General features: G+C 62.8%; 28 protein-coding genes and 1 tRNA gene. 7 read left to right on the top strand and 22 right to left on the bottom strand.

All coding sequences use genetic code 11. The features are described from left to right. From QMX78_RS00655 to QMX78_RS00590, 14 genes are all read right to left on the bottom strand, one after another. Positions 1 to 603 carry a terminase small subunit gene (locus tag QMX78_RS00655; RefSeq protein WP_282265594.1) on the bottom strand — a complete coding sequence of 201 codons (603 nt, stop codon included), beginning with the start codon at positions 601 to 603 and terminating at the stop codon, positions 1 to 3. Positions 604 to 605: 2 nt separating this feature from the next. Continuing rightward, positions 606 to 1,988, bottom strand: coding sequence for a tail fiber domain-containing protein (locus QMX78_RS00650; RefSeq protein ID WP_282265592.1), 1,383 nt, complete (start codon positions 1,986 to 1,988; stop codon positions 606 to 608). Position 1,989: 1 nt separating this feature from the next. Further along, positions 1,990 to 2,583 (bottom strand): hypothetical protein, encoded by a 594-nt coding sequence (locus tag QMX78_RS00645; RefSeq protein ID WP_282265591.1) that lies wholly within the window; start codon positions 2,581 to 2,583, stop codon positions 1,990 to 1,992. 2 nt (positions 2,584 to 2,585) lie between these two features. Further along, complete coding sequence (locus QMX78_RS00640) at positions 2,586 to 3,152, bottom strand: hypothetical protein (protein ID WP_282265590.1); 567 nt, start codon at positions 3,150 to 3,152, stop codon at positions 2,586 to 2,588. Further along, entirely contained in the window at positions 3,152 to 3,556 is a 405-nt protein-coding gene (locus QMX78_RS00635) for a hypothetical protein (protein WP_282265589.1), read from the bottom strand. The genes QMX78_RS00640 and QMX78_RS00635 overlap by 1 nt, the downstream gene beginning before the upstream one ends. 4 nt (positions 3,557 to 3,560) lie before the next feature. Continuing rightward, positions 3,561 to 3,851 carry a hypothetical protein gene (locus QMX78_RS00630; protein WP_282265588.1) on the bottom strand — a complete coding sequence of 97 codons (291 nt, stop codon included), beginning with the start codon at positions 3,849 to 3,851 and terminating at the stop codon, positions 3,561 to 3,563. A 32-nt stretch (positions 3,852 to 3,883) separates the two neighbouring features. Further along, positions 3,884 to 4,183 carry a hypothetical protein gene (locus tag QMX78_RS00625; protein WP_282265586.1) on the bottom strand — a complete coding sequence of 100 codons (300 nt, stop codon included), beginning with the start codon at positions 4,181 to 4,183 and terminating at the stop codon, positions 3,884 to 3,886. 1 nt (position 4,184) lies between these two features. Next, positions 4,185 to 5,132 carry a hypothetical protein gene (locus tag QMX78_RS00620; RefSeq protein WP_282265584.1) on the bottom strand — a complete coding sequence of 316 codons (948 nt, stop codon included), beginning with the start codon at positions 5,130 to 5,132 and terminating at the stop codon, positions 4,185 to 4,187. A 41-nt stretch (positions 5,133 to 5,173) separates the two neighbouring features. After that, positions 5,174 to 5,320 (bottom strand): hypothetical protein, encoded by a 147-nt coding sequence (locus tag QMX78_RS00615; protein WP_282265582.1) that lies wholly within the window; start codon positions 5,318 to 5,320, stop codon positions 5,174 to 5,176. After that, positions 5,317 to 5,688 (bottom strand): hypothetical protein, encoded by a 372-nt coding sequence (locus tag QMX78_RS00610; protein WP_282265581.1) that lies wholly within the window; start codon positions 5,686 to 5,688, stop codon positions 5,317 to 5,319. Before QMX78_RS00610 ends, QMX78_RS00615 begins: the two co-directional genes overlap by 4 nt. Beyond that, positions 5,688 to 5,972 carry a hypothetical protein gene (locus QMX78_RS00605; RefSeq protein ID WP_282265578.1) on the bottom strand — a complete coding sequence of 95 codons (285 nt, stop codon included), beginning with the start codon at positions 5,970 to 5,972 and terminating at the stop codon, positions 5,688 to 5,690. The genes QMX78_RS00610 and QMX78_RS00605 overlap by 1 nt, the downstream gene beginning before the upstream one ends. 2 nt (positions 5,973 to 5,974) lie before the next feature. Then, positions 5,975 to 6,343 carry a hypothetical protein gene (locus tag QMX78_RS00600; protein WP_282265576.1) on the bottom strand — a complete coding sequence of 123 codons (369 nt, stop codon included), beginning with the start codon at positions 6,341 to 6,343 and terminating at the stop codon, positions 5,975 to 5,977. Between the two features lie 13 nt (positions 6,344 to 6,356). Beyond that, positions 6,357 to 6,743, bottom strand: a complete 387-nt coding sequence (locus QMX78_RS00595; protein WP_282265574.1) for a M15 family metallopeptidase — start codon at positions 6,741 to 6,743, stop codon at positions 6,357 to 6,359. A 147-nt stretch (positions 6,744 to 6,890) separates the two neighbouring features. After that, positions 6,891 to 6,967, bottom strand: a tRNA-Met gene (locus tag QMX78_RS00590). 282 nt (positions 6,968 to 7,249) lie between these two features. On the opposite strand from QMX78_RS00590, the gene QMX78_RS00585 reads away from it, so the two are divergent. After that, complete coding sequence (locus QMX78_RS00585) at positions 7,250 to 7,750, top strand: hypothetical protein (protein ID WP_282265572.1); 501 nt, start codon at positions 7,250 to 7,252, stop codon at positions 7,748 to 7,750. On the opposite strand, the gene QMX78_RS00580 is transcribed toward QMX78_RS00585, so the two are convergent. The 8 genes from QMX78_RS00580 to QMX78_RS00545 all read right to left on the bottom strand — a co-directional run bounded on the left by QMX78_RS00580 (position 7,747) and on the right by QMX78_RS00545 (position 12,635). After that, positions 7,747 to 8,286 (bottom strand): hypothetical protein, encoded by a 540-nt coding sequence (locus tag QMX78_RS00580; RefSeq protein ID WP_282265570.1) that lies wholly within the window; start codon positions 8,284 to 8,286, stop codon positions 7,747 to 7,749. The genes QMX78_RS00585 and QMX78_RS00580 overlap by 4 nt on opposite strands. 1 nt (position 8,287) lies before the next feature. Continuing rightward, complete coding sequence (locus QMX78_RS00575) at positions 8,288 to 8,548, bottom strand: hypothetical protein (protein WP_282265568.1); 261 nt, start codon at positions 8,546 to 8,548, stop codon at positions 8,288 to 8,290. Beyond that, on the bottom strand, positions 8,545 to 8,967 hold the full coding sequence (locus tag QMX78_RS00570) for a DUF1064 domain-containing protein (protein ID WP_282265566.1): 423 nt from the start codon (positions 8,965 to 8,967) through the stop codon (positions 8,545 to 8,547). Before QMX78_RS00570 ends, QMX78_RS00575 begins: the two co-directional genes overlap by 4 nt. Next, positions 8,964 to 9,458, bottom strand: a complete 495-nt coding sequence (locus QMX78_RS00565) for a hypothetical protein (RefSeq protein WP_282265564.1) — start codon at positions 9,456 to 9,458, stop codon at positions 8,964 to 8,966. Before QMX78_RS00565 ends, QMX78_RS00570 begins: the two co-directional genes overlap by 4 nt. 193 nt (positions 9,459 to 9,651) lie before the next feature. Further along, positions 9,652 to 10,200 (bottom strand): hypothetical protein, encoded by a 549-nt coding sequence (locus tag QMX78_RS00560; RefSeq protein WP_282265562.1) that lies wholly within the window; start codon positions 10,198 to 10,200, stop codon positions 9,652 to 9,654. Beyond that, a complete protein-coding gene (locus tag QMX78_RS00555; protein ID WP_282265560.1) occupies positions 10,193 to 11,074 on the bottom strand; it encodes a DUF1376 domain-containing protein in 882 nt (293 codons plus the stop codon). The genes QMX78_RS00560 and QMX78_RS00555 overlap by 8 nt, the downstream gene beginning before the upstream one ends. Before the next feature lie 45 nt (positions 11,075 to 11,119). Then, positions 11,120 to 11,641, bottom strand: a complete 522-nt coding sequence (locus tag QMX78_RS00550) for a phage regulatory CII family protein (protein ID WP_282265558.1) — start codon at positions 11,639 to 11,641, stop codon at positions 11,120 to 11,122. A gap of 703 nt (positions 11,642 to 12,344) precedes the next feature. Continuing rightward, on the bottom strand, positions 12,345 to 12,635 hold the full coding sequence (locus tag QMX78_RS00545) for a hypothetical protein (protein ID WP_282265556.1): 291 nt from the start codon (positions 12,633 to 12,635) through the stop codon (positions 12,345 to 12,347). Between the two features lie 73 nt (positions 12,636 to 12,708). Here QMX78_RS00545 and QMX78_RS00540 point away from each other — a divergent pair, with 73 nt between their 5' ends. From QMX78_RS00540 to QMX78_RS00515, 6 genes are all read left to right on the top strand, one after another. Continuing rightward, on the top strand, positions 12,709 to 13,101 hold the full coding sequence (locus QMX78_RS00540) for a helix-turn-helix transcriptional regulator (protein ID WP_282265554.1): 393 nt from the start codon (positions 12,709 to 12,711) through the stop codon (positions 13,099 to 13,101). Positions 13,102 to 13,351: 250 nt separating this feature from the next. After that, positions 13,352 to 13,987: a hypothetical protein gene (locus tag QMX78_RS00535; protein ID WP_282265552.1), complete on the top strand. Its 636-nt coding sequence runs from the start codon at positions 13,352 to 13,354 to the stop codon at positions 13,985 to 13,987. A gap of 117 nt (positions 13,988 to 14,104) precedes the next feature. Next, on the top strand, positions 14,105 to 14,632 hold the full coding sequence (locus QMX78_RS00530; protein ID WP_282265549.1) for a hypothetical protein: 528 nt from the start codon (positions 14,105 to 14,107) through the stop codon (positions 14,630 to 14,632). Next, positions 14,629 to 14,940 carry a helix-turn-helix domain-containing protein gene (locus tag QMX78_RS00525; RefSeq protein WP_282265546.1) on the top strand — a complete coding sequence of 104 codons (312 nt, stop codon included), beginning with the start codon at positions 14,629 to 14,631 and terminating at the stop codon, positions 14,938 to 14,940. The genes QMX78_RS00530 and QMX78_RS00525 overlap by 4 nt, the downstream gene beginning before the upstream one ends. Further along, complete coding sequence (locus tag QMX78_RS00520; RefSeq protein ID WP_282265544.1) at positions 14,937 to 15,269, top strand: hypothetical protein; 333 nt, start codon at positions 14,937 to 14,939, stop codon at positions 15,267 to 15,269. The genes QMX78_RS00525 and QMX78_RS00520 overlap by 4 nt, the downstream gene beginning before the upstream one ends. Next, the gene (locus tag QMX78_RS00515) at positions 15,266 to 15,493 is read left to right on the top strand and encodes a hypothetical protein (protein ID WP_282265542.1); all 228 of its coding nucleotides are present in this window, start codon (positions 15,266 to 15,268) and stop codon (positions 15,491 to 15,493) included. Before QMX78_RS00520 ends, QMX78_RS00515 begins: the two co-directional genes overlap by 4 nt. The last annotated feature ends 31 nt before the right edge of the window (positions 15,494 to 15,524 follow it).

Here is a 15,524-nt window from a genome sequence, read left to right as displayed (position 1 = left end):
TTACCGTCCCCGAGAGCTGGCAGGGCCTGTACCGGTGTCGGATCCATCCATTGCCTCGAGCAAGTTGCCCAACTGCTGGTGTACGGGAATGGGACCGCCGCCCGGCCCGCTGTGCTCCACCTTCTTTGAGAACATGCCGAAGTGCTGGCCGAGGGTCTTCACCGCGTCCAATCTGCTCACCAGCTTGATCTTGCGGGTCACGCCGACGAACTGACGCTCCTCACCGCGGCCCTCGTACTCTTCGAATACCTCGATTCCCTGAAGCAGGCTGGCCTCTTCCGGGGTCAGTTCGCACATTGGCTTGAGGTTCCCATTCGCATCGAACAGCGTGCGTATGTCGCCCAGTGCCATGAAAGCCAAGCGCTGGAGGACCGCCTCCTGGTCAACTTGGGTTGATGCGATCAGCGCCTCCTTCCGCTTTGCCAGATAGGCCTGAAGCTTCGCGTTGCAAAGGAGCCTTGCTGCTGCGGCGTCTGCCGACGGGCCGCGTGCTTTGTATCCAGCGCGCTCATAGGCTGCCCGGCCATTGAAGTCGAGCAGGTACTCGTCGGCGAATCGGCGCTGCTGGTCCAGCAGGCCGGTCTCGGCATCGATCTTCGCCACTCCTACGCCCCCAGCCCCAGCGCCAGCTCCGCAGCTGCAAGGCGCGCTTCAATGTTCGCCAGTGCTGCCAACCTTGCGGCACGCTCTCCGGCGGCAATGAAAGCCAGCAGCAGCGCCATGCGGAAGCTGTAGAGGTCACCGGCGGCCCTGTACTCCTGCACCACCTCCACGCCTGCATCCACCTGCTCGCGCACCAGGTCACCGAAGTCATCCACCACACGCGGCTGGAAGGACCAGCAGTTCAGGATTTCCGGGACCTCCGGCCACTCGTCGTAGCAGATGAAGGCATAGCGCATCGGATCGAGCCCGTGGGACTCCATCACTTCGATTGCCCGCTGCACGGTCATGCCAGGGTGTAAGCGCGCTTCGATCTCTCCCTTTGCATCAATGGCTTCCAGCCACTGGTACACACCGAGCTCATCACCCAGCGCAATGGCCGCCGCGATCTCTTGGTTGGTAAAAGCCCGTACCTGCGTCTTGTGACGGGCGTCCGAAGTGTTGATCGCGCTTGCACCTGCGAATACTTCTTTGATGCGCGCAACGGGAGCACCCACGTTCTGCACATTGTCCGTCCCAGGACGCCAGTGTCGATCTCCGCCCACCTGCAAGGCGACGGCAGTAGATACCCCGGCAGCTTTGGTAACGATCTGGAAACCACCAGCGTCGTCTGCACCATCGCGGAATCCAGCAAGCGCAGCTACTCGCGTAGCCTGGTGGTAATAATTAACAACTGCGAAAGATCCTACAGCCGTCGTCCGTGATCCTTGCAGGCTCAGGTGAGCGATGTTGTCCCCACTGATCCCAGCGCTGACCACCAACTCCCTGCCAGACCCAAACAAAGGGGTGGCTCCACCCACCCGGAAGTCGCCCGCAATGTCGCTGGCCGGCACACCGTCTCCGCGTAAGAATTGCGCGCTCGTCCCAGTCGGCTTTGGGTAGTACTGAGTGTGCGGGTCGCCGGTATTACCATGGTTGCCGGCGTGGTAGCAGGTGTTGCCGCTCCAAGTAAGGCCCGTAGTGGATGCAATCAGTTCGCCGATAGCACTGAGCCGGCCATCAGGGCGCAATCGGACTCGGCCGCCTGCATGTTCCACAAAAATTCCAACATCGCCGATGCCATTGCTCGCGTAATTAGCGAGACCTCCATTACGGCCACCGGAAATGCCCACGCCTATTATCGAAGACACTTTGCTGACGAGAAAGTCGCCCGTTTGTGTGGGGAGGTTTGTCAGCGCGGAAACATCGGCCTTCGAGCTTGGGTTTATCGAGCCCCAAGCATCGACGTATACAGGAAGGCTAGACAGCAACTCCCACGCGATCGTATCGCTGACAGGGAGTTCCTTCTTGCGGCCAGCGACCAGGACGAGGGGACGACGTACAGCCATGTCAGGCGATCGTCACCGGCTCGCCAGGCTCGAAGTCGAGCTCGGTCGCTGATACCGCCGTGCCGATGTACTGGATCACGCTGCCGGCTCCCGTCGGCAGGTTCGCGGCCAGCACCAAAGCGCCAGGTGTAGCGGCGGAGAGGTAGTACCGCGCGCCGGCGGTCAGGCCAGACAGGCCAGTGATGCGGCCTTCAAAGAACACTGTCGCATTTGCTGCACTGGTGACGGCAGCCAGTACAAATCCCACACCTTCCTTGCCCTCGGCCGTCGCGTCAGCCTTGCGCGCCTTTGCGGTGCCGGCATCGTTCCAGACGTTGACGATGTTGCCCGCGGCCAGAGCTTCGGATGCCTGCAGCGTCTTCGCGTCTTGGCCAATGCCAGCGGGCATAGTCGTTGGATCTAAGCGCCCATCGGCGCCCAGAATCGGGATCTTGTTGGCGCCACTGGTAGCGGCATTGAGCAGCGAGGGATCCAGTACGCCGCTGGCATTGGTCGACGGCACCTTCTCCGCATCCGCAGCGCCAGCCGACGTTACGATCGTGGCGATCATCTTCATGCGGCCAAGAACACTGGCGAGGAAACGGGGGGCGGCCATGGTCAGTTGTCCGTGTAGATGGGAGATTCGATGCGCACGCGCATGCTTGTGGCCGTGGTGGCAAAGCCAATCACAAGCAGGAATGCCGCGTCGGTGGGTGCTGACTGTGTGGGAATGCCGTCGGCGCCAGCAAAGATCGGCTCTTCTGGTGTCCACGCCCAGGACGGCTCAGTGATCACGCCGGCCGTCTGCACTTGCACGTCATCGCCGGCAACCGCCGCGCCCAGCGTCAAGCCAAGCACGTCATCGCCATGGTCAGGGTCGTAGGCATCGGCATAGCCAACAAAGCCGCCCGAGCTGCGCACCACGCGGTGACCGCCAATATCAGCCGCAGCCGGCAGCACAACAACCTCGCCCCCAGCTGGTCCCGGCGGTCCAATGGGCCCAGCCGGGCCCTGACCACCCTTGCCAACAACCTCCACCGCTCGGGTATCGGCGTTGGTCGCTATCACCGGCACCGGCCGATCGACTACCACCGCGTCGGTGCTTGCCGTGCTGCTTCCCGCGGTCGAGCGCTTGGCCACGACGACCACGCGCGGCGCACCGCCGTTCGACACGATCACCGGCATCAGCGCGTGACCTCGCCGCGGACGCTGATCGATCCTTCGACCAGCGGGATCACGTATTCCAGCCCGGGCCCACCCGGCCTATAGAGCTCCAAGCTGTAGGCCAGCTTGTTCTTCTTGAGGTTGTCGGGATTGAGCACGACGGTATTGGCCGCTTCAACCAGCAGCACCACGCGGCCATCAGTGGGGTCTGGTACCGACAGGCCGCCACCGGTGGTGGACAGCTCGAGCACAAGCGTCTCGGCATCCGTCAGTCCGTACCGACCATCCAGCGTCCGCACCTGCATGCGGGCCTCGTACCCAGTGAGGTCAAACGGCACCCCGCTGTCGTCCTGGTACTGGAAGTCATCCTCCCAGGTGGCGCCGCGCACCACCTGTAGGCTGAAGCTGGCCGGGGTCCTGCTCACTGCGTCAGATGCTCACGCGCGATGTCAGCTCGCGGTAGCGGCTCAGCACCAATTCCAAGCGCCGGCGTTGTGCATGCAGCTTGGTCAGCAGCTCGGTCTCGGAATCGAGGTTGGCGCTGGCAGTGGTTTCGCCAGCCCTCGGCGGCGCGGATGTCAGCACCGGAGACAGATCGCGCTCGAGCTTGCCTGCGACGTTGCTCAGCTCATCGGTCAAGTGGTCGATGTCGAAAATTGCTTGATCGACCTTGCTGACTGCCTTCGGATCCGACAAGCCCGCTGCGGAATTGTGATTCATCTTTCGTTTCTCCTGATCTGCGCCGTTGGCGCTCAAAGTTGAATGACGTCTTGCTTGTCCAGCCGCTGCAAGCACTGCTCGCAGGCCTTGCGGCGCACATCGCACTGGCGCAGCCGGTTGGCCAGCTGCTGGTTCACATCACCGCCGATCTCGTCCCAGGTGCTCGCCGCTGCTGGATCGCCGAGAACGCGAACGCCGGTGTCCTCACCCTCACCCACGCACGGCCGGAAGCACTGCGCATCGCACAGCGCCGGTACCGCCTCGGGCTTGGTGCTGCAGCTGCCCCACCCTGTCAGGAGGAGCAGCACAACGGATAGAACGGCCAAGCGCATGTCAGACGCGCGCCGGCCAGTGCCAGCGGCCGGGCTCGGTGCGGCCAGGCGCAGCTTCCGCCCTGGAAGTAGCCCAAAACACGTCGTTGCCGTCCAGAAACACCTGCAGGTTCGCCTGCTGGCAGGGCAGCACCCTCACCACCATGGCGGGCAGCACGTCGCCGGCGCTGACCGTGTTTCCGATGTGGGCCTGCGCACCGATGGACCACTTGTCCTCGAGGATCCTGTCCTGGATCGCCGCACCGTTGGTACGCACGCCGTTGATCTTGGCGGCATCTTCCAGGCTCAGCACGTAGTGCACCAACCTGCCAATGCTCAATTGGGCTGCGCCAGCACCCAACGCAGCTCCCAACGCCCGACCACTGACTTCACGATCACGCACCTGCTGCGCCATATCGACCGATGGCTTGGCCTGCATCGCCACGCCGGTCTCGGATTTGCCCACGCTCGCCGCCTTTTCCAGCGCAACCGTGTTGGTGTTCAGACCAGGGTTGTCCGGGCGCGTTACGCCGGCAGCGTCGGCCTCGGCATCCGCCTGGGTCAGCGCTGCCCGCTCATGCTGGCCGCGGGCGCGATTGACGCGGCCAAGCAGCACATTCGAGTAGCCGATCATGCACTTGGCCTGGGTGTCCAGATCCTTGCGCTCGTCCTCGGGCAGGCTCGCGTAAACATCGGTGCCTTGGAACTTGCCGAGCTTGTCGATCCTGTCGCCCAGTTGCTCGAGCTCAGCCACAAGGCGCTGCACGTGCGGCGGTAGGTGACCGATATCGCCCAGCGTCAGATACGCAGCATCGAACTGCGCTTGCGGCGACCAGCTGATGTAACCGACGTGGTCAGCATGGTTCGGCTTGCCGCCGTCCAGGTACTCGACCATATAGCCTGGATCATCGCCATTCTCGTCAGCCGGCAACGTCCAACCACGGTAGTCGTTGTAAGCCTGCCGCGTCATTGGCCGGCCCGTCACAATCTTGGTGCCAACGTAGTGGCAGCTCACGACAACACCGCCACGGTGGCGAACGCAATTGCCGTCAGACCGAAGGCCACGTACATGAGGGCCTTGCAGCGTTCGGTAAAGGCGCCGGCCTGCGCCTGCTCAATCTGCGCTTCGGCTAAGCGCTCCTGCTGTTGCGGACTCATCGTTTCTCGCTTTGGGGCCCAAGGCCCTCGTTGATGGCATCGACCCGGGCCTGACCCGGAGCACAGTTCTCGGCGAGCGGCTGCGCTGCAGCGGCATCGCGATAGACAACCCGCGTCCTTTCACCGCGCTGGGCGATCTGTTCCAGCCTGTCGAGCAGCTGGTCACTGTCCTTGGTTGCTCGCTTGGCCACCTCACCGGTGGCTGTCAGGGCTTGCGCGTAGGCCTTGGCCCGAGCATCAGCCGCGGCTTCGCGCTTGCTGCCGTACTGGTGGACGTTGAGCCACACCGACAAGCCCAGGAACACGGCCAGCAGCAGCACCCACTTCCACGCTGCCCACCAGGCTGCCCAACGATCAGCGAAGGCCATCAGCAGGGTCTGCCGTTCTGGCGGTGCGCTTCGGATCTCGCACGCAGCCCCATGATTGTTGCCAAGGCCAGAACCAGCAGGACCTGATCACCGGCGACTGTGGCCGGTGCAGTCAAGGCCCTGGCAATGGCGAGCGCACAGGCGGCAACGACGCAGAGCCTGGCCAGCTGCCGCGCGTGCCCGCATACGCACCGAGGCCTTACGCTCATGATGCTGCTGGCCAAGGTGGCCAGGATCGTTGCAGCAGCGCCAAGCACGAACAGCAACACCAGCAGGTTCTGCATGATCAGCTCCCAGCCGCTGGCTTCTTGGCTGAGCCCAACCAGCGGCGACCCTGTTCCCACAGAAACCGGATCGACAGGCCCAGTGCACCAGCCAGCGCTTCAGGTGGTGCTTTGGCTGCGGCTTCCCCGATGCCGAACCAAGGCACATGCGGCAGCAGCACCGCGGCTGTGCCGGCGAAGAACGCCATTGCAAAGATGCCGAACGCGATCTTCAGCGCCTTGTCCGGCGTCTGCTCCGGCTCGAAGTAGTAGGACATTGCCGCGCCGATCAGCGCGGCGGCCCAGCCCCACGGCGTCAAACCAAACAGGCCTGCAGTCGCACCGCCCGTCGCCAGGACCTTCGAGGCCGCAGCTGCAGTTTCGAGTTTCATCCCCTGTCCTCGGTCACTTCGGGTAGCTGGCAAACGGCAACTGGAAGTGCGGACCGTCCTTGAACGTGCGCCAGTCACCGCCCCATTCGATCGGCACGCCAACCTCGGTCGCTGCCCGCTTCACGGCTGCAGCAACCTGGTGGTAGAGCGGCCAATCCCAGCGCACTTCCCCTGCGACGTAAGCTCCAAGGTCGACGGCATGGCCCGTCAGGTGGCGGGAGTTCATGGTCTTGGAGGCGCCAGCAGCTACCAGTTGCTTCTGGCGCTCCAATATCCGCAGGCCTTCCAGCACAGTGAAGTCCACCGGCGTCAGCTGGATTGCGCGCTTCACGACCTTGACCAGATCCGGATGCACACCTTCCAGCCGCTGCAAGCTGCGCTTGCTCAGCACGAATGCCATGTCACTGCCTCTAATGGTGCCGGCACACCCTCCAGCCCGACCAAGCCCCCATGGCTCGTGCATCGACGGAAACCAGCAGCGTGCCTCACGGCAGGCCTGCAGGCTTACGCCTGCAGCTGGTGCTGTTGGATGTGATAACCGGCGTAGTGGTAGCGGGGGCGCGATTCGAACGCGCGACCTGCGGCTTATGAGACCGCCGAGCTGCCGGACTGCTCTACCCCGCAAACGGTTGAGGCCGCTGGCCAACCGCGGACTCCAATCCCGGTCAACCAGCGGCCTCAATGTGCCTGGGCACCCTACTTACACCGGTGCCCACGATGACAAAAACTACGTGGCAATCGGTCCCGTTGCAACTGCGGTTCCTCATGAGGAGATTTTCTTCCTCATGCGGAACAACTGCGGATACAAAGTAACAAAACGCCCTGCCCATTCTCAAAACCTGCGACCCCCTAACAAACCTTAACAACGGCAGCTAAGATCGCACCAGGACAACAGGGGAAACAGGAATGGAAACCGTACTCGGCATGACGGATCTGCAGATCCGGCTGTTCACGGCGATGGGGCAGATCGCAGTGGCAGGCATCGTTGGCTACATCGCCTGGCAGCAGTGGCGCACGGCACAGAAGAAGCTGAAAGCTGACCTTTTCGACAAACGATTCGCCGCCTACCGTGAACTGGTAGATGCAGTGGAACAACTATGTGCTATCCCGATGAAAGACGACCTCATATCCGAGAGCGATGCCGCCCTCCTGAGAGAATCAAGGATTAAAAGGCTTGGGCATGAATTGACATGGCTCTTCGACAACGCTGCGTCCGTTCACGTGATCAAATCGCTAGTTCCTAGGGTCGAGACCCTTATCGCGTGTCACATAGAGTGGATGCTCACTCAAGACAAGGTCAAAGACCAGCACCCTCGCATTAACGCAGCCGCGGAACGCAAGCTCATTCAAGCTGACCTGAGACGGCTGAGTGACTCAATAAGCCCTTACTTGCAGCTAAAGCACTAGTCGCAACGGTAGTCGGTGATGAACAGCCGCCCATGAAACTCCCGTCGCCCATCATTGAGCGCGGCCTGCAGTACCGCTGTCGCAGCGCGGTGCACATCGCAGTACGTTCCTCGGCGCATCTTGGCGGCCTTAGCCAGCGCCGCCCAGGTCTGCCGACGCTCGGGCCACACCAGTTCGTATGCGGCGTCGAATATGACCAGGCGCAGGCGCCACCGATCCCCCGGCGTAGCCAAGTCCAAAGGCCGCGGTCGGGCCTGGACGACCAAGCTGGCCACGGGCCCATAAGCCAGCAGGGATAAGTGCGCGATCGCAGGCCGTTCCGCGCGGGTGGCCACGGCCAGCGCCGCATGCTTCTCCAGCGCGTTGGGCATCAACGCCACAGCGGCGGCTATGTCTGAGCTGCCCAGCGGCGGCAGTGTGCTACGCCCCTCCACTGGCACGCGATAGCTCCCGCCCACCAATAGGCGGGCGATCAGCTCCAGCGGATCCCGACCTTCGTCCACCCATGGCTCGGCTTTGATCTTCTTGCGGGCCATGTCAGATCCTCTGCAGCTTGTAGCGCGCTTCGAGGCGCTTGAACTTCTCCACCTCACCCAGCAGCCTCGCGCGCACGCTGGGGTCCAGCTCAGCGTTGTGCTTCCTCAGCCACTTGTCTGCCTGGGCTGCAGCCCAGGCCTCCTTCGTCTCGTGACGCATGCCAGCCTTGGCAGCAGCCGGCTGGTAGCTTCCACCTGCGCGACGCGCGAGCTCCTGCAGCAGTTGCTCGAGAGGAATCTGGGTCAGGTCGACGGCGCTCATGCAAGTAGGATCCGGAAAGGGTAGTGATGCTCGACCTCTCGCTTCTTGATCCTGAACTCCTTGGTCTCGCGCCCCTTCACATCGACGAACTGCACTTCACCACTCTTCAGGAACACGACGAAGTCCAGGACATACTTAGTACCGCCCGGCAGATGCACCGGCACTTGACGGAGCCAGAAGTGCACCTCGCCGCCGCGCTGCCGCAGCTTCAGCTGCTCGTAATAGGCAGCCTCCTTCTTCGAATCGAATCGGATGCCGTCGACCACGGTGATCTTGTTGCCGTACTTCGATCGCTTCTGGCCAGGCGCTGCCGACGCATCGACTTCAGCCGGGCGCTGGGCACCTTTTCCTTCAAACAGCGCGCGCATCCCAGCCGGCATGTCCGCAACGCTGCTGAATCGGAGACTGCGATTGCTCAAAACAGCACTCCGCCGGCGAGGATCACCTTTGCCCGGTCCTTGATGCCTTCGACCTCTGCCTGAAAGCGCGCGGTAGCTGCGGACAGCTCGTCACCCACGAGGATCATGGCCATCAACTGTTCACGCGACAGGTGTGCCAGTGGATCCTGGCCCGCAGCCTGGGCGGGAGCGGCACCCGATCTCCCGCTGGGCGCAGTCGGCGGTTGGATCATGTGCAGGCCGTCCTCCAGCCTCCACGTCGGTTCGCTGCGTCCATGCCGCGTGTTCTGGCGTGCCGGCCCGCGCACGGCAATGCCTTCGTTCTGCAGGCTCCGCAGAACGCCTGCCACGCCTGCTGGGCTGATAGCTGCGCATTCCTTTGGATGCCCCTTGGCCAAGGCCAGGCCGGTGACAGCTTCGTGCGCTTCGGCCGCGGTCATGCTCTGGCTCGAATGCAACACGTACATAGTGGCCTGGCGGTGATACTGCCTCAGGTCGTCCTGGTTGATCATTTGCCCTCCGGCAGTGGACCGGCGTAATGCGTAATCGGAATCAGGCGCGCGCCCTCACGCCACACCGTTTGGCCTTTGGAGGCGTACAGCACCAAAGGCTTCATCCCGTACCCGTAGCAGAGATACCAGCCAGCTGCGGCCGTTGGCACCGCTACGGGCTTCGTTTGGAGCTCGATACGTGGAAGCGCAGCGGTCATGGGGTCACCTCAGCTGCCGCCACACCTTCCGAAACCTGCGCACCAGCGCTGCGAAACAGTTCGTCCAGCTCCCCAAAAGCGTTGCGTGCAACCTCAGGATCTCGGCGGCGGGACTCAGGCGTTGCATCGCTGCCATGTCCTGCCAATGTTGCGACAGGCAGCTTCGGGAGCTTTTCGCCACGCATCACCCGTTCCCTTGCTATCTCGTACGCATCACGAATCATGCGATCGGTTTTGTCCGTGGAGGCGTGCCGGTACCGGTAGCTGTCGATGCAGCTCCACACCAGGATTGAGAAGGCGCTGCGCTCACCAGACGACCTCAGCTCCATCTGCACCTGAGCAAGGGCTGGTACCCCAAGGCAGCGCGCGCGGAACTCTGGCAGCGTAGGCGGCCACGGATCCGCACTTGCCAGACAACTGACCAAACCATCAGCGAGCTGGGCAGGCGTTATGCCTGCAAGGCCTTTTGCCCACGTAAGCGCTGCACCCTGATCTGGATTCTCGCCAAACGCGCTTGTCCATCGATGGCCGTAGATCTCAGCCATGCGCACCCACAGCGTCCTGCGCGACGTGGAAGACACGGCCTTCGCTGTCTCGCTCTCGCTGCTCGCCTTCTTCGGCAAGTCGGCGCGTCCGGTCGGCAGTAGATTCTCGATGGCCTTCATGGGTAACTCCTGGTGCAACTGGCTTGGCACCAGCTGCGTGGCGTGAGCGGGCAGTGGCGATCGCCCAGTTGAATGGCTTCGTCACTGGGGGCGTTTTCTCCATGGCCTCTGCCACGGTTAGCGCGAGGGTCTCGGGCGTTACGCCTTCGGCCAGCGCCGCCAGCAGATCGGGGTGCGACGGGTTGGTGTGGACACAGCCGACCTGCCGAATCAGCAGGCAAGCACGCCCAGCATCGGTCGCCCCCTCAGCAATCTCCGGTGCTTGAAGAGGTGTATCTGGAGGATTAATGGGGATTGGGGATTGGGGAGCTTTCGCTCCGGGTTCGTCATGGGTTCCATTTTCAGAACCCAGCGAAAACCCATTGGGTTTTTTGCGGGTTCCTTCTTCCTCCCCAGTTCCAACACCAGCGCGCTCCCCAGCTCCGGGTTCCGCCTGCTTGCGCGGCCGGCCTCCCTTCTTGCCATTGGCTTTGGCCGCGTCGATCTTTGGTCGGGCCTTTTCGATCTCGCTCTCGCACCTGTACTGCGTCCACAGCCCCTCCTGCTGCTCGAAGAACTCCCCAAGCACCAGGTCGGTCGCGCGGCGTTCGGACGGCGTCATTGCACGCGCGATGGCGTGCCGTTGCGCGTGCGGAATCGGGCGCTCATTTGCGTAGTACCAATCAAGAAGGCGCGTGTATGCGCCGTCCTGCTCCATGGTTAGGTGCAGGGTCTTGGTCTGGTAATGCGCGGGGTATCGCGGGTAGTAATTCATGGCTCGACCGCTATCCCCTCGGACGAGCTGCAACGAACGAACGCATCAGGGGCACCCATCCCGAGCAACCACGGACGAACCGGTGCCGTATGGCCATTCTTGCGTGCTGAAGTGATGCCGCTGACCAGGAATGATCGGCAGCGCCGGTGGCGCATGCGGAGCAGCCTGAAGCTGAGCGAGCTGTGTGCTGATCCGCTCGAGGGCTTCTCCGTGCTGGACCTGCAGGTATGCGAGCTGCTCCAGCAGCTCCTGCTGGCGCTCCTCCGTAGGCAGGCGGCGCACCTCATAGCCAAGGTCAGCGGCCATGGCCAGAAAAAGCTCGTGCCGGCCGAAGCGCTTGGACAGCGCCCACAGCTCGCCGACCTTGAAGAACTCGGACTTGTTGGGGTTCAAGCAGCTGTTGAACTTCGCGATCGCGCTTTCCCACGTCGACAGCTTCTCCTTGTCCCAGAAGCCCTCATCCAGCAGGAATTGCACCATCTCGTTCTTGGTGCGCGCATCGACGTCGAGGGTGCGTTTAAGGGCGCCCAGCGCCTCACGCAGCCACGCTTCTGTTGTCCAGGTCATTTTGGAGTCCGTGGTTGATTGTGGGGCGCCTGGTCAGGCGCTGCCCTACTGCGGGTCGGGCGCTGCCGGACAGACCGACCACGGCGCGCGATGAAAAAATGGGAAGCGATACCAACTGCAGGGATGCCCGTGTGACAGATGCGAGCGACGAGATCCACATCGATGCCGTGGCGCGCCTTGGGTTCGTGCGGGCGCTGTTCCCCCTGCTCATTGACAGTCATCCGCAACCCGCCGTGCTGCTGCGGGCGCTGAAGGAGCGCGCTGGGAGGCTCGAGCGAATAGTCCGATCCGCCGACGCCAGCGCTGCAGAAAAGGCTCACGCGCGGGAATGTCTAGCCGAACTCCATGTACTGCTGGTGCGCCTGCAGCGCGCTCGAGCGCTTGTAGAGCGTGCTCGGCCACAAAAGGACCGCCCTCAAACGCGACCAGTTCGAGGCGATCCGGACCGAGCACCACAGCGGGAGCGCGACTGAGCTCCCGCCGGCGCAACTTGGATACCTCCTGCTGGAGACCAACCACCTGACGCTCGAGCTCTGCAGCCCGACGCGCGAGCGACTGGTTCGCGCGCTCCTGGGCCCCAAGCCGGCGAAGGATGGCCGCAGCCAGGGTTGGGTTCTTGATGTCCAAGGGTGGCTTGCTCACGCAGCAGCCCCGCTTCCTTGCCCTGCCCTATCCCGAGGATTGCCGAGGTTCTTGATGACCATCAGGCTTCCTCCACGGGGACGATGCGCCGTTGGTCGGGGTCCTCTTCCTGGTCGGGCGTGGCTTCCGCGGTTGCCGCTGACGGCGCAGCGCGCGGCGGAACTCCCTCGAATAGATCCAGAGCGTCAATTACCCGCTGCAGGCTATCCACGGTGGGATTGCCGGTGTGCCCCTGAGCCAGCTTTACCAACGAGCTGTAGCTGACCCCGGTCCGACGCGAAATCTCTGCGTAATCCCCTTCATGCTGACGGAGACGCTCTTTGGTTTGTTCAAGCAAGGTTAGGGCATCCATTGCCCAATGCTATCGGCATACCGATAGGTCCACAAGCCGCAAACGGATAACCGCTATCGGCAAACTGCTAAACATGAACGGAAGTCGTGAAATTGCGCTCGCCCTGGGCAAGAACCTGCAGCAGTTGATGGACCACCATCAGCTATCGCAGGCCCAACTTTCCAAGAAGGCCGGCGTCGGCCAGAGCACGTTGTCGAACTTGTTGGATCTGACCAGCCCGCTGGAAATCAACCCACGGGCTTCCACCATTTCCCAGCTGGCGGCGTATTTCGGCCTTCCGGCTTGGCAGCTTCTGATCCCCGAGCAACCTCTCGAGCTCTTGCTCAATGACGGCTTGGCCAAGCTTCTTGAGGGCTACAAGGACCTCCCTTCCCGGGGTAGGCAGCAGCTCGTGACGACCCTTGATGCAGAGCAACGCTATGCCGCAATGGAACGCCAGGCCACAGGCCGAAAGGCTTCGGCATAACTGAACCCACTACGGAGCGACCACGATGGGATTCTGGTCAACAGTCACAGGCACGGATGCGACGGCTGCCGCGGCGAACGCGGTCCTCATGGAGCACGCGCTTGCAGGGTTAAAGCCAAGCTCATACGCACCACTGGGCAGCGCTGTCAGGGCGATACTCATCCGCGCCCACGGCAATTCCAGCTCTGCGATCTTGAACCACCTGAACGGAGCCAGCCGAGCAGCGCAACTGAATCTACTCGCATTCGCGATGGCTGAACTCGATTGGCCGCCCCGTATGCCTGGAGAAAAATGGTTCCATATAAGCAACCCGTTCGTGGCCGCACCTGATCTGCCTGAAACTTGGGAGCGGGTGGAACAGGCGAGACGTCTGCTGCTCCGAAAGCACCCGGATGCCCCAGTCGTTCCCACTACCCGCTTCGTGTTTGACCAATCGTTTATTCCTCACGAGCCAGGCACGGTTCCGCCACCGCCATTGCCGCCAGCCCCAAGTCACCACAACGACAGTTTCCGGGCACGCCTTGAGCAACTAGCAATCGACTACAGGCAAGGCTACCTGCCGGACGAGCAAGTCTCCGATCTCGCTTGGGCCGAGGGCCTTCAGGAACCCGCTCAAGTGCCCGGTCTTGAGCCCTTGTACGTAGCAACAGACTTTCTCGACCCAGAGTCCAGCGCGTATTTGTTCTTCCACTTGCTCGGGGCTGGCGACGATTGGAGTGACCTCTACGGTCTTTATCGAGACGAGCTGCATGTCGCCGTTCTCCTTCAGGCAATCTCCAGCGCGCTTCACGAAGCCCGCCACCTGCAAACCGACGTATCCATTTCCGAACTCATGGAAGCCGTAAGGGGACGTGTGGCCGCCGTCGGCATCATTCCTCCCGCATAGCAGCTGCCGTCAACCGGCCCACCGATAGATCAAAGCGCATCGACCTATCGGTATACCGATTGACAACTGACTGAACTATCGGTTTACTGATAGCCATTCCACAGGGATGGCTATCGCATGACGCTTCTGTCTTCCTCGCTTTACCTCGCCCTCGGCGCTGGCGCCGCGGCCATTGCCGGCATCTGGGCTGCGCCGCAACCCACCCCGGCCACCGTTCCGCGTCTATCGGCTGAAGCAACCCGCGCACCTCACGTGCCGGCGAAGCTGGTGATCACCCATCCGCGCATCTGCGCCGCGGTGGCGGTGTACGACTTGGCCGACGCCAACGATTGGGGCCTGCGCACCACCGTGGCCAACACCGCCCTCAACCGCTTTCGCGACGGCGGCGCAGTGCCCGACTGCAGCGCGCGGCTCACCGCCCTCATGGCCAAGGATTTCTCATGGCCCCGCTGGCAGCTGGCGCTCGACGCCGTCGACGCTGTCATGAGCGGTGACTACTCCGTTTCCCCCGACGCTTGCGCCCGGGCCAACACGATCATCCCCCTGTCGATCGTGCCGGACTCCCCACCGGAAGCCGTACCCCCTGCGGCAGCCCGGGCGCAATGCGTCATCTATGACCTGGCCTTCGTAGAGGTGCGCCCGTGAGCGCCCCTACGGTCGAGCTGATGACCGAGCAGCGCGCGCTGGTGGTGGGTGGTGCTGCTGGCAAGATCGTTTGGCTCACGGTCGCCGAGTACAAGGTCTACGAGAAGCTCAGCGCAGACCTTGGCCAGTTCGTTACCCAGGCGATTCTGCACGCGGCGCTGTATGGCGTTGCCGATCCTCCGAAGTCCAACTCGCTGCAGGTCATCGTCAGCCGCCTGCGCAAGAAGCTTGCCGATGCCGGTGCTGAGCACAAGATCCTGGTCGTCTGGAAGGTGGGCTATCGGCTGACCACGGGCGGTGAGGCATGAGCGCGCCTGCTAAGTGCCGGACCGAACGCCCAAGCGAACGTCCATCGCTGGAAATACCGCTTCAGGTGGACCAGAGCACGCTACGGCTGATCCTCAGCCTCAACGCGCTGGGCGACCGCAAGTGGTGGAGCATGTCGCTCTGGTCGGGGTACGCGCCGGTAATTACCGCGCTCGCAGACGCGCCAGAAACGCCGCAGTTCCAACATGGCGATGACGCGGAGGATTGTGGGATCTGGCTCGGGCATGCCTTCGTGACCGTGTCCGCTGAGGCTATGGCCAGGGCTCAGACGTGGCTCGAAGGCCTGCAGGGCCGAGGTGTCGCCCCATGAGCGCGCCTTCTCTGTCCGGCGTCGACGCTCAGTTCGAGGCCATTTTCGGCCGCAATCTGCTGCCAGAGATCGCTAAGCCGGTACCGCTCGAGCACCAGTTCACTGAAGACGGCATCTGCAGCCACTGCAGCCACTGCGGCTACGAAGGCGCCGACTTCCACCACTGGAAGCACCACACGCCGGAAGGCCTGGCGTCGGATGCCAGCTGCCCGCCGTGTGCCTGATCGCCTGCCGAGCATTGCTCAGCACTTTGGC

Origin of the sequence: Stenotrophomonas sp. PS02298, assembly GCF_029959445.1 — a bacterium.
Lineage (GTDB): Bacteria > Pseudomonadota > Gammaproteobacteria > Xanthomonadales > Xanthomonadaceae > Stenotrophomonas.
Note: the sequence above shows the minus strand (reverse complement) of the source record. Positions and strands in the feature narration are given on the sequence as shown.

Coding starts and splice junctions, on each gene's coding strand:
- QMX78_RS00555 (WP_282265560.1), bottom strand. CDS start 11,074: ATGAATTACTACCCGCGATACCCCGCGCATTACCAGACCAAGACCCTG.
- QMX78_RS00650 (WP_282265592.1), bottom strand. CDS start 1,988: ATGGCTGTACGTCGTCCCCTCGTCCTGGTCGCTGGCCGCAAGAAGGAA.
- QMX78_RS00550 (WP_282265558.1), bottom strand. CDS start 11,641: ATGACCTGGACAACAGAAGCGTGGCTGCGTGAGGCGCTGGGCGCCCTT.
- QMX78_RS00620 (WP_282265584.1), bottom strand. CDS start 5,132: ATGACGCGGCAGGCTTACAACGACTACCGTGGTTGGACGTTGCCGGCT.
- QMX78_RS00610 (WP_282265581.1), bottom strand. CDS start 5,688: ATGGCCTTCGCTGATCGTTGGGCAGCCTGGTGGGCAGCGTGGAAGTGG.
- QMX78_RS00575 (WP_282265568.1), bottom strand. CDS start 8,548: ATGAGCGCCGTCGACCTGACCCAGATTCCTCTCGAGCAACTGCTGCAG.
- QMX78_RS00545 (WP_282265556.1), bottom strand. CDS start 12,635: ATGGATGCCCTAACCTTGCTTGAACAAACCAAAGAGCGTCTCCGTCAG.
- QMX78_RS00595 (WP_282265574.1), bottom strand. CDS start 6,743: ATGGCATTCGTGCTGAGCAAGCGCAGCTTGCAGCGGCTGGAAGGTGTG.
- QMX78_RS00540 (WP_282265554.1), top strand. CDS start 12,709: ATGAACGGAAGTCGTGAAATTGCGCTCGCCCTGGGCAAGAACCTGCAG.
- QMX78_RS00645 (WP_282265591.1), bottom strand. CDS start 2,583: ATGGCCGCCCCCCGTTTCCTCGCCAGTGTTCTTGGCCGCATGAAGATG.
- QMX78_RS00585 (WP_282265572.1), top strand. CDS start 7,250: ATGGAAACCGTACTCGGCATGACGGATCTGCAGATCCGGCTGTTCACG.
- QMX78_RS00630 (WP_282265588.1), bottom strand. CDS start 3,851: ATGAATCACAATTCCGCAGCGGGCTTGTCGGATCCGAAGGCAGTCAGC.
- QMX78_RS00600 (WP_282265576.1), bottom strand. CDS start 6,343: ATGAAACTCGAAACTGCAGCTGCGGCCTCGAAGGTCCTGGCGACGGGC.
- QMX78_RS00625 (WP_282265586.1), bottom strand. CDS start 4,183: ATGCGCTTGGCCGTTCTATCCGTTGTGCTGCTCCTCCTGACAGGGTGG.
- QMX78_RS00580 (WP_282265570.1), bottom strand. CDS start 8,286: ATGGCCCGCAAGAAGATCAAAGCCGAGCCATGGGTGGACGAAGGTCGG.
- QMX78_RS00560 (WP_282265562.1), bottom strand. CDS start 10,200: ATGGCTGAGATCTACGGCCATCGATGGACAAGCGCGTTTGGCGAGAAT.
- QMX78_RS00535 (WP_282265552.1), top strand. CDS start 13,352: ATGGCTGAACTCGATTGGCCGCCCCGTATGCCTGGAGAAAAATGGTTC.
- QMX78_RS00615 (WP_282265582.1), bottom strand. CDS start 5,320: ATGAGTCCGCAACAGCAGGAGCGCTTAGCCGAAGCGCAGATTGAGCAG.
- QMX78_RS00530 (WP_282265549.1), top strand. CDS start 14,105: ATGACGCTTCTGTCTTCCTCGCTTTACCTCGCCCTCGGCGCTGGCGCC.
- QMX78_RS00520 (WP_282265544.1), top strand. CDS start 14,937: ATGAGCGCGCCTGCTAAGTGCCGGACCGAACGCCCAAGCGAACGTCCA.
- QMX78_RS00605 (WP_282265578.1), bottom strand. CDS start 5,972: ATGCAGAACCTGCTGGTGTTGCTGTTCGTGCTTGGCGCTGCTGCAACG.
- QMX78_RS00515 (WP_282265542.1), top strand. CDS start 15,266: ATGAGCGCGCCTTCTCTGTCCGGCGTCGACGCTCAGTTCGAGGCCATT.
- QMX78_RS00565 (WP_282265564.1), bottom strand. CDS start 9,458: ATGATCAACCAGGACGACCTGAGGCAGTATCACCGCCAGGCCACTATG.
- QMX78_RS00640 (WP_282265590.1), bottom strand. CDS start 3,152: ATGCCGGTGATCGTGTCGAACGGCGGTGCGCCGCGCGTGGTCGTCGTG.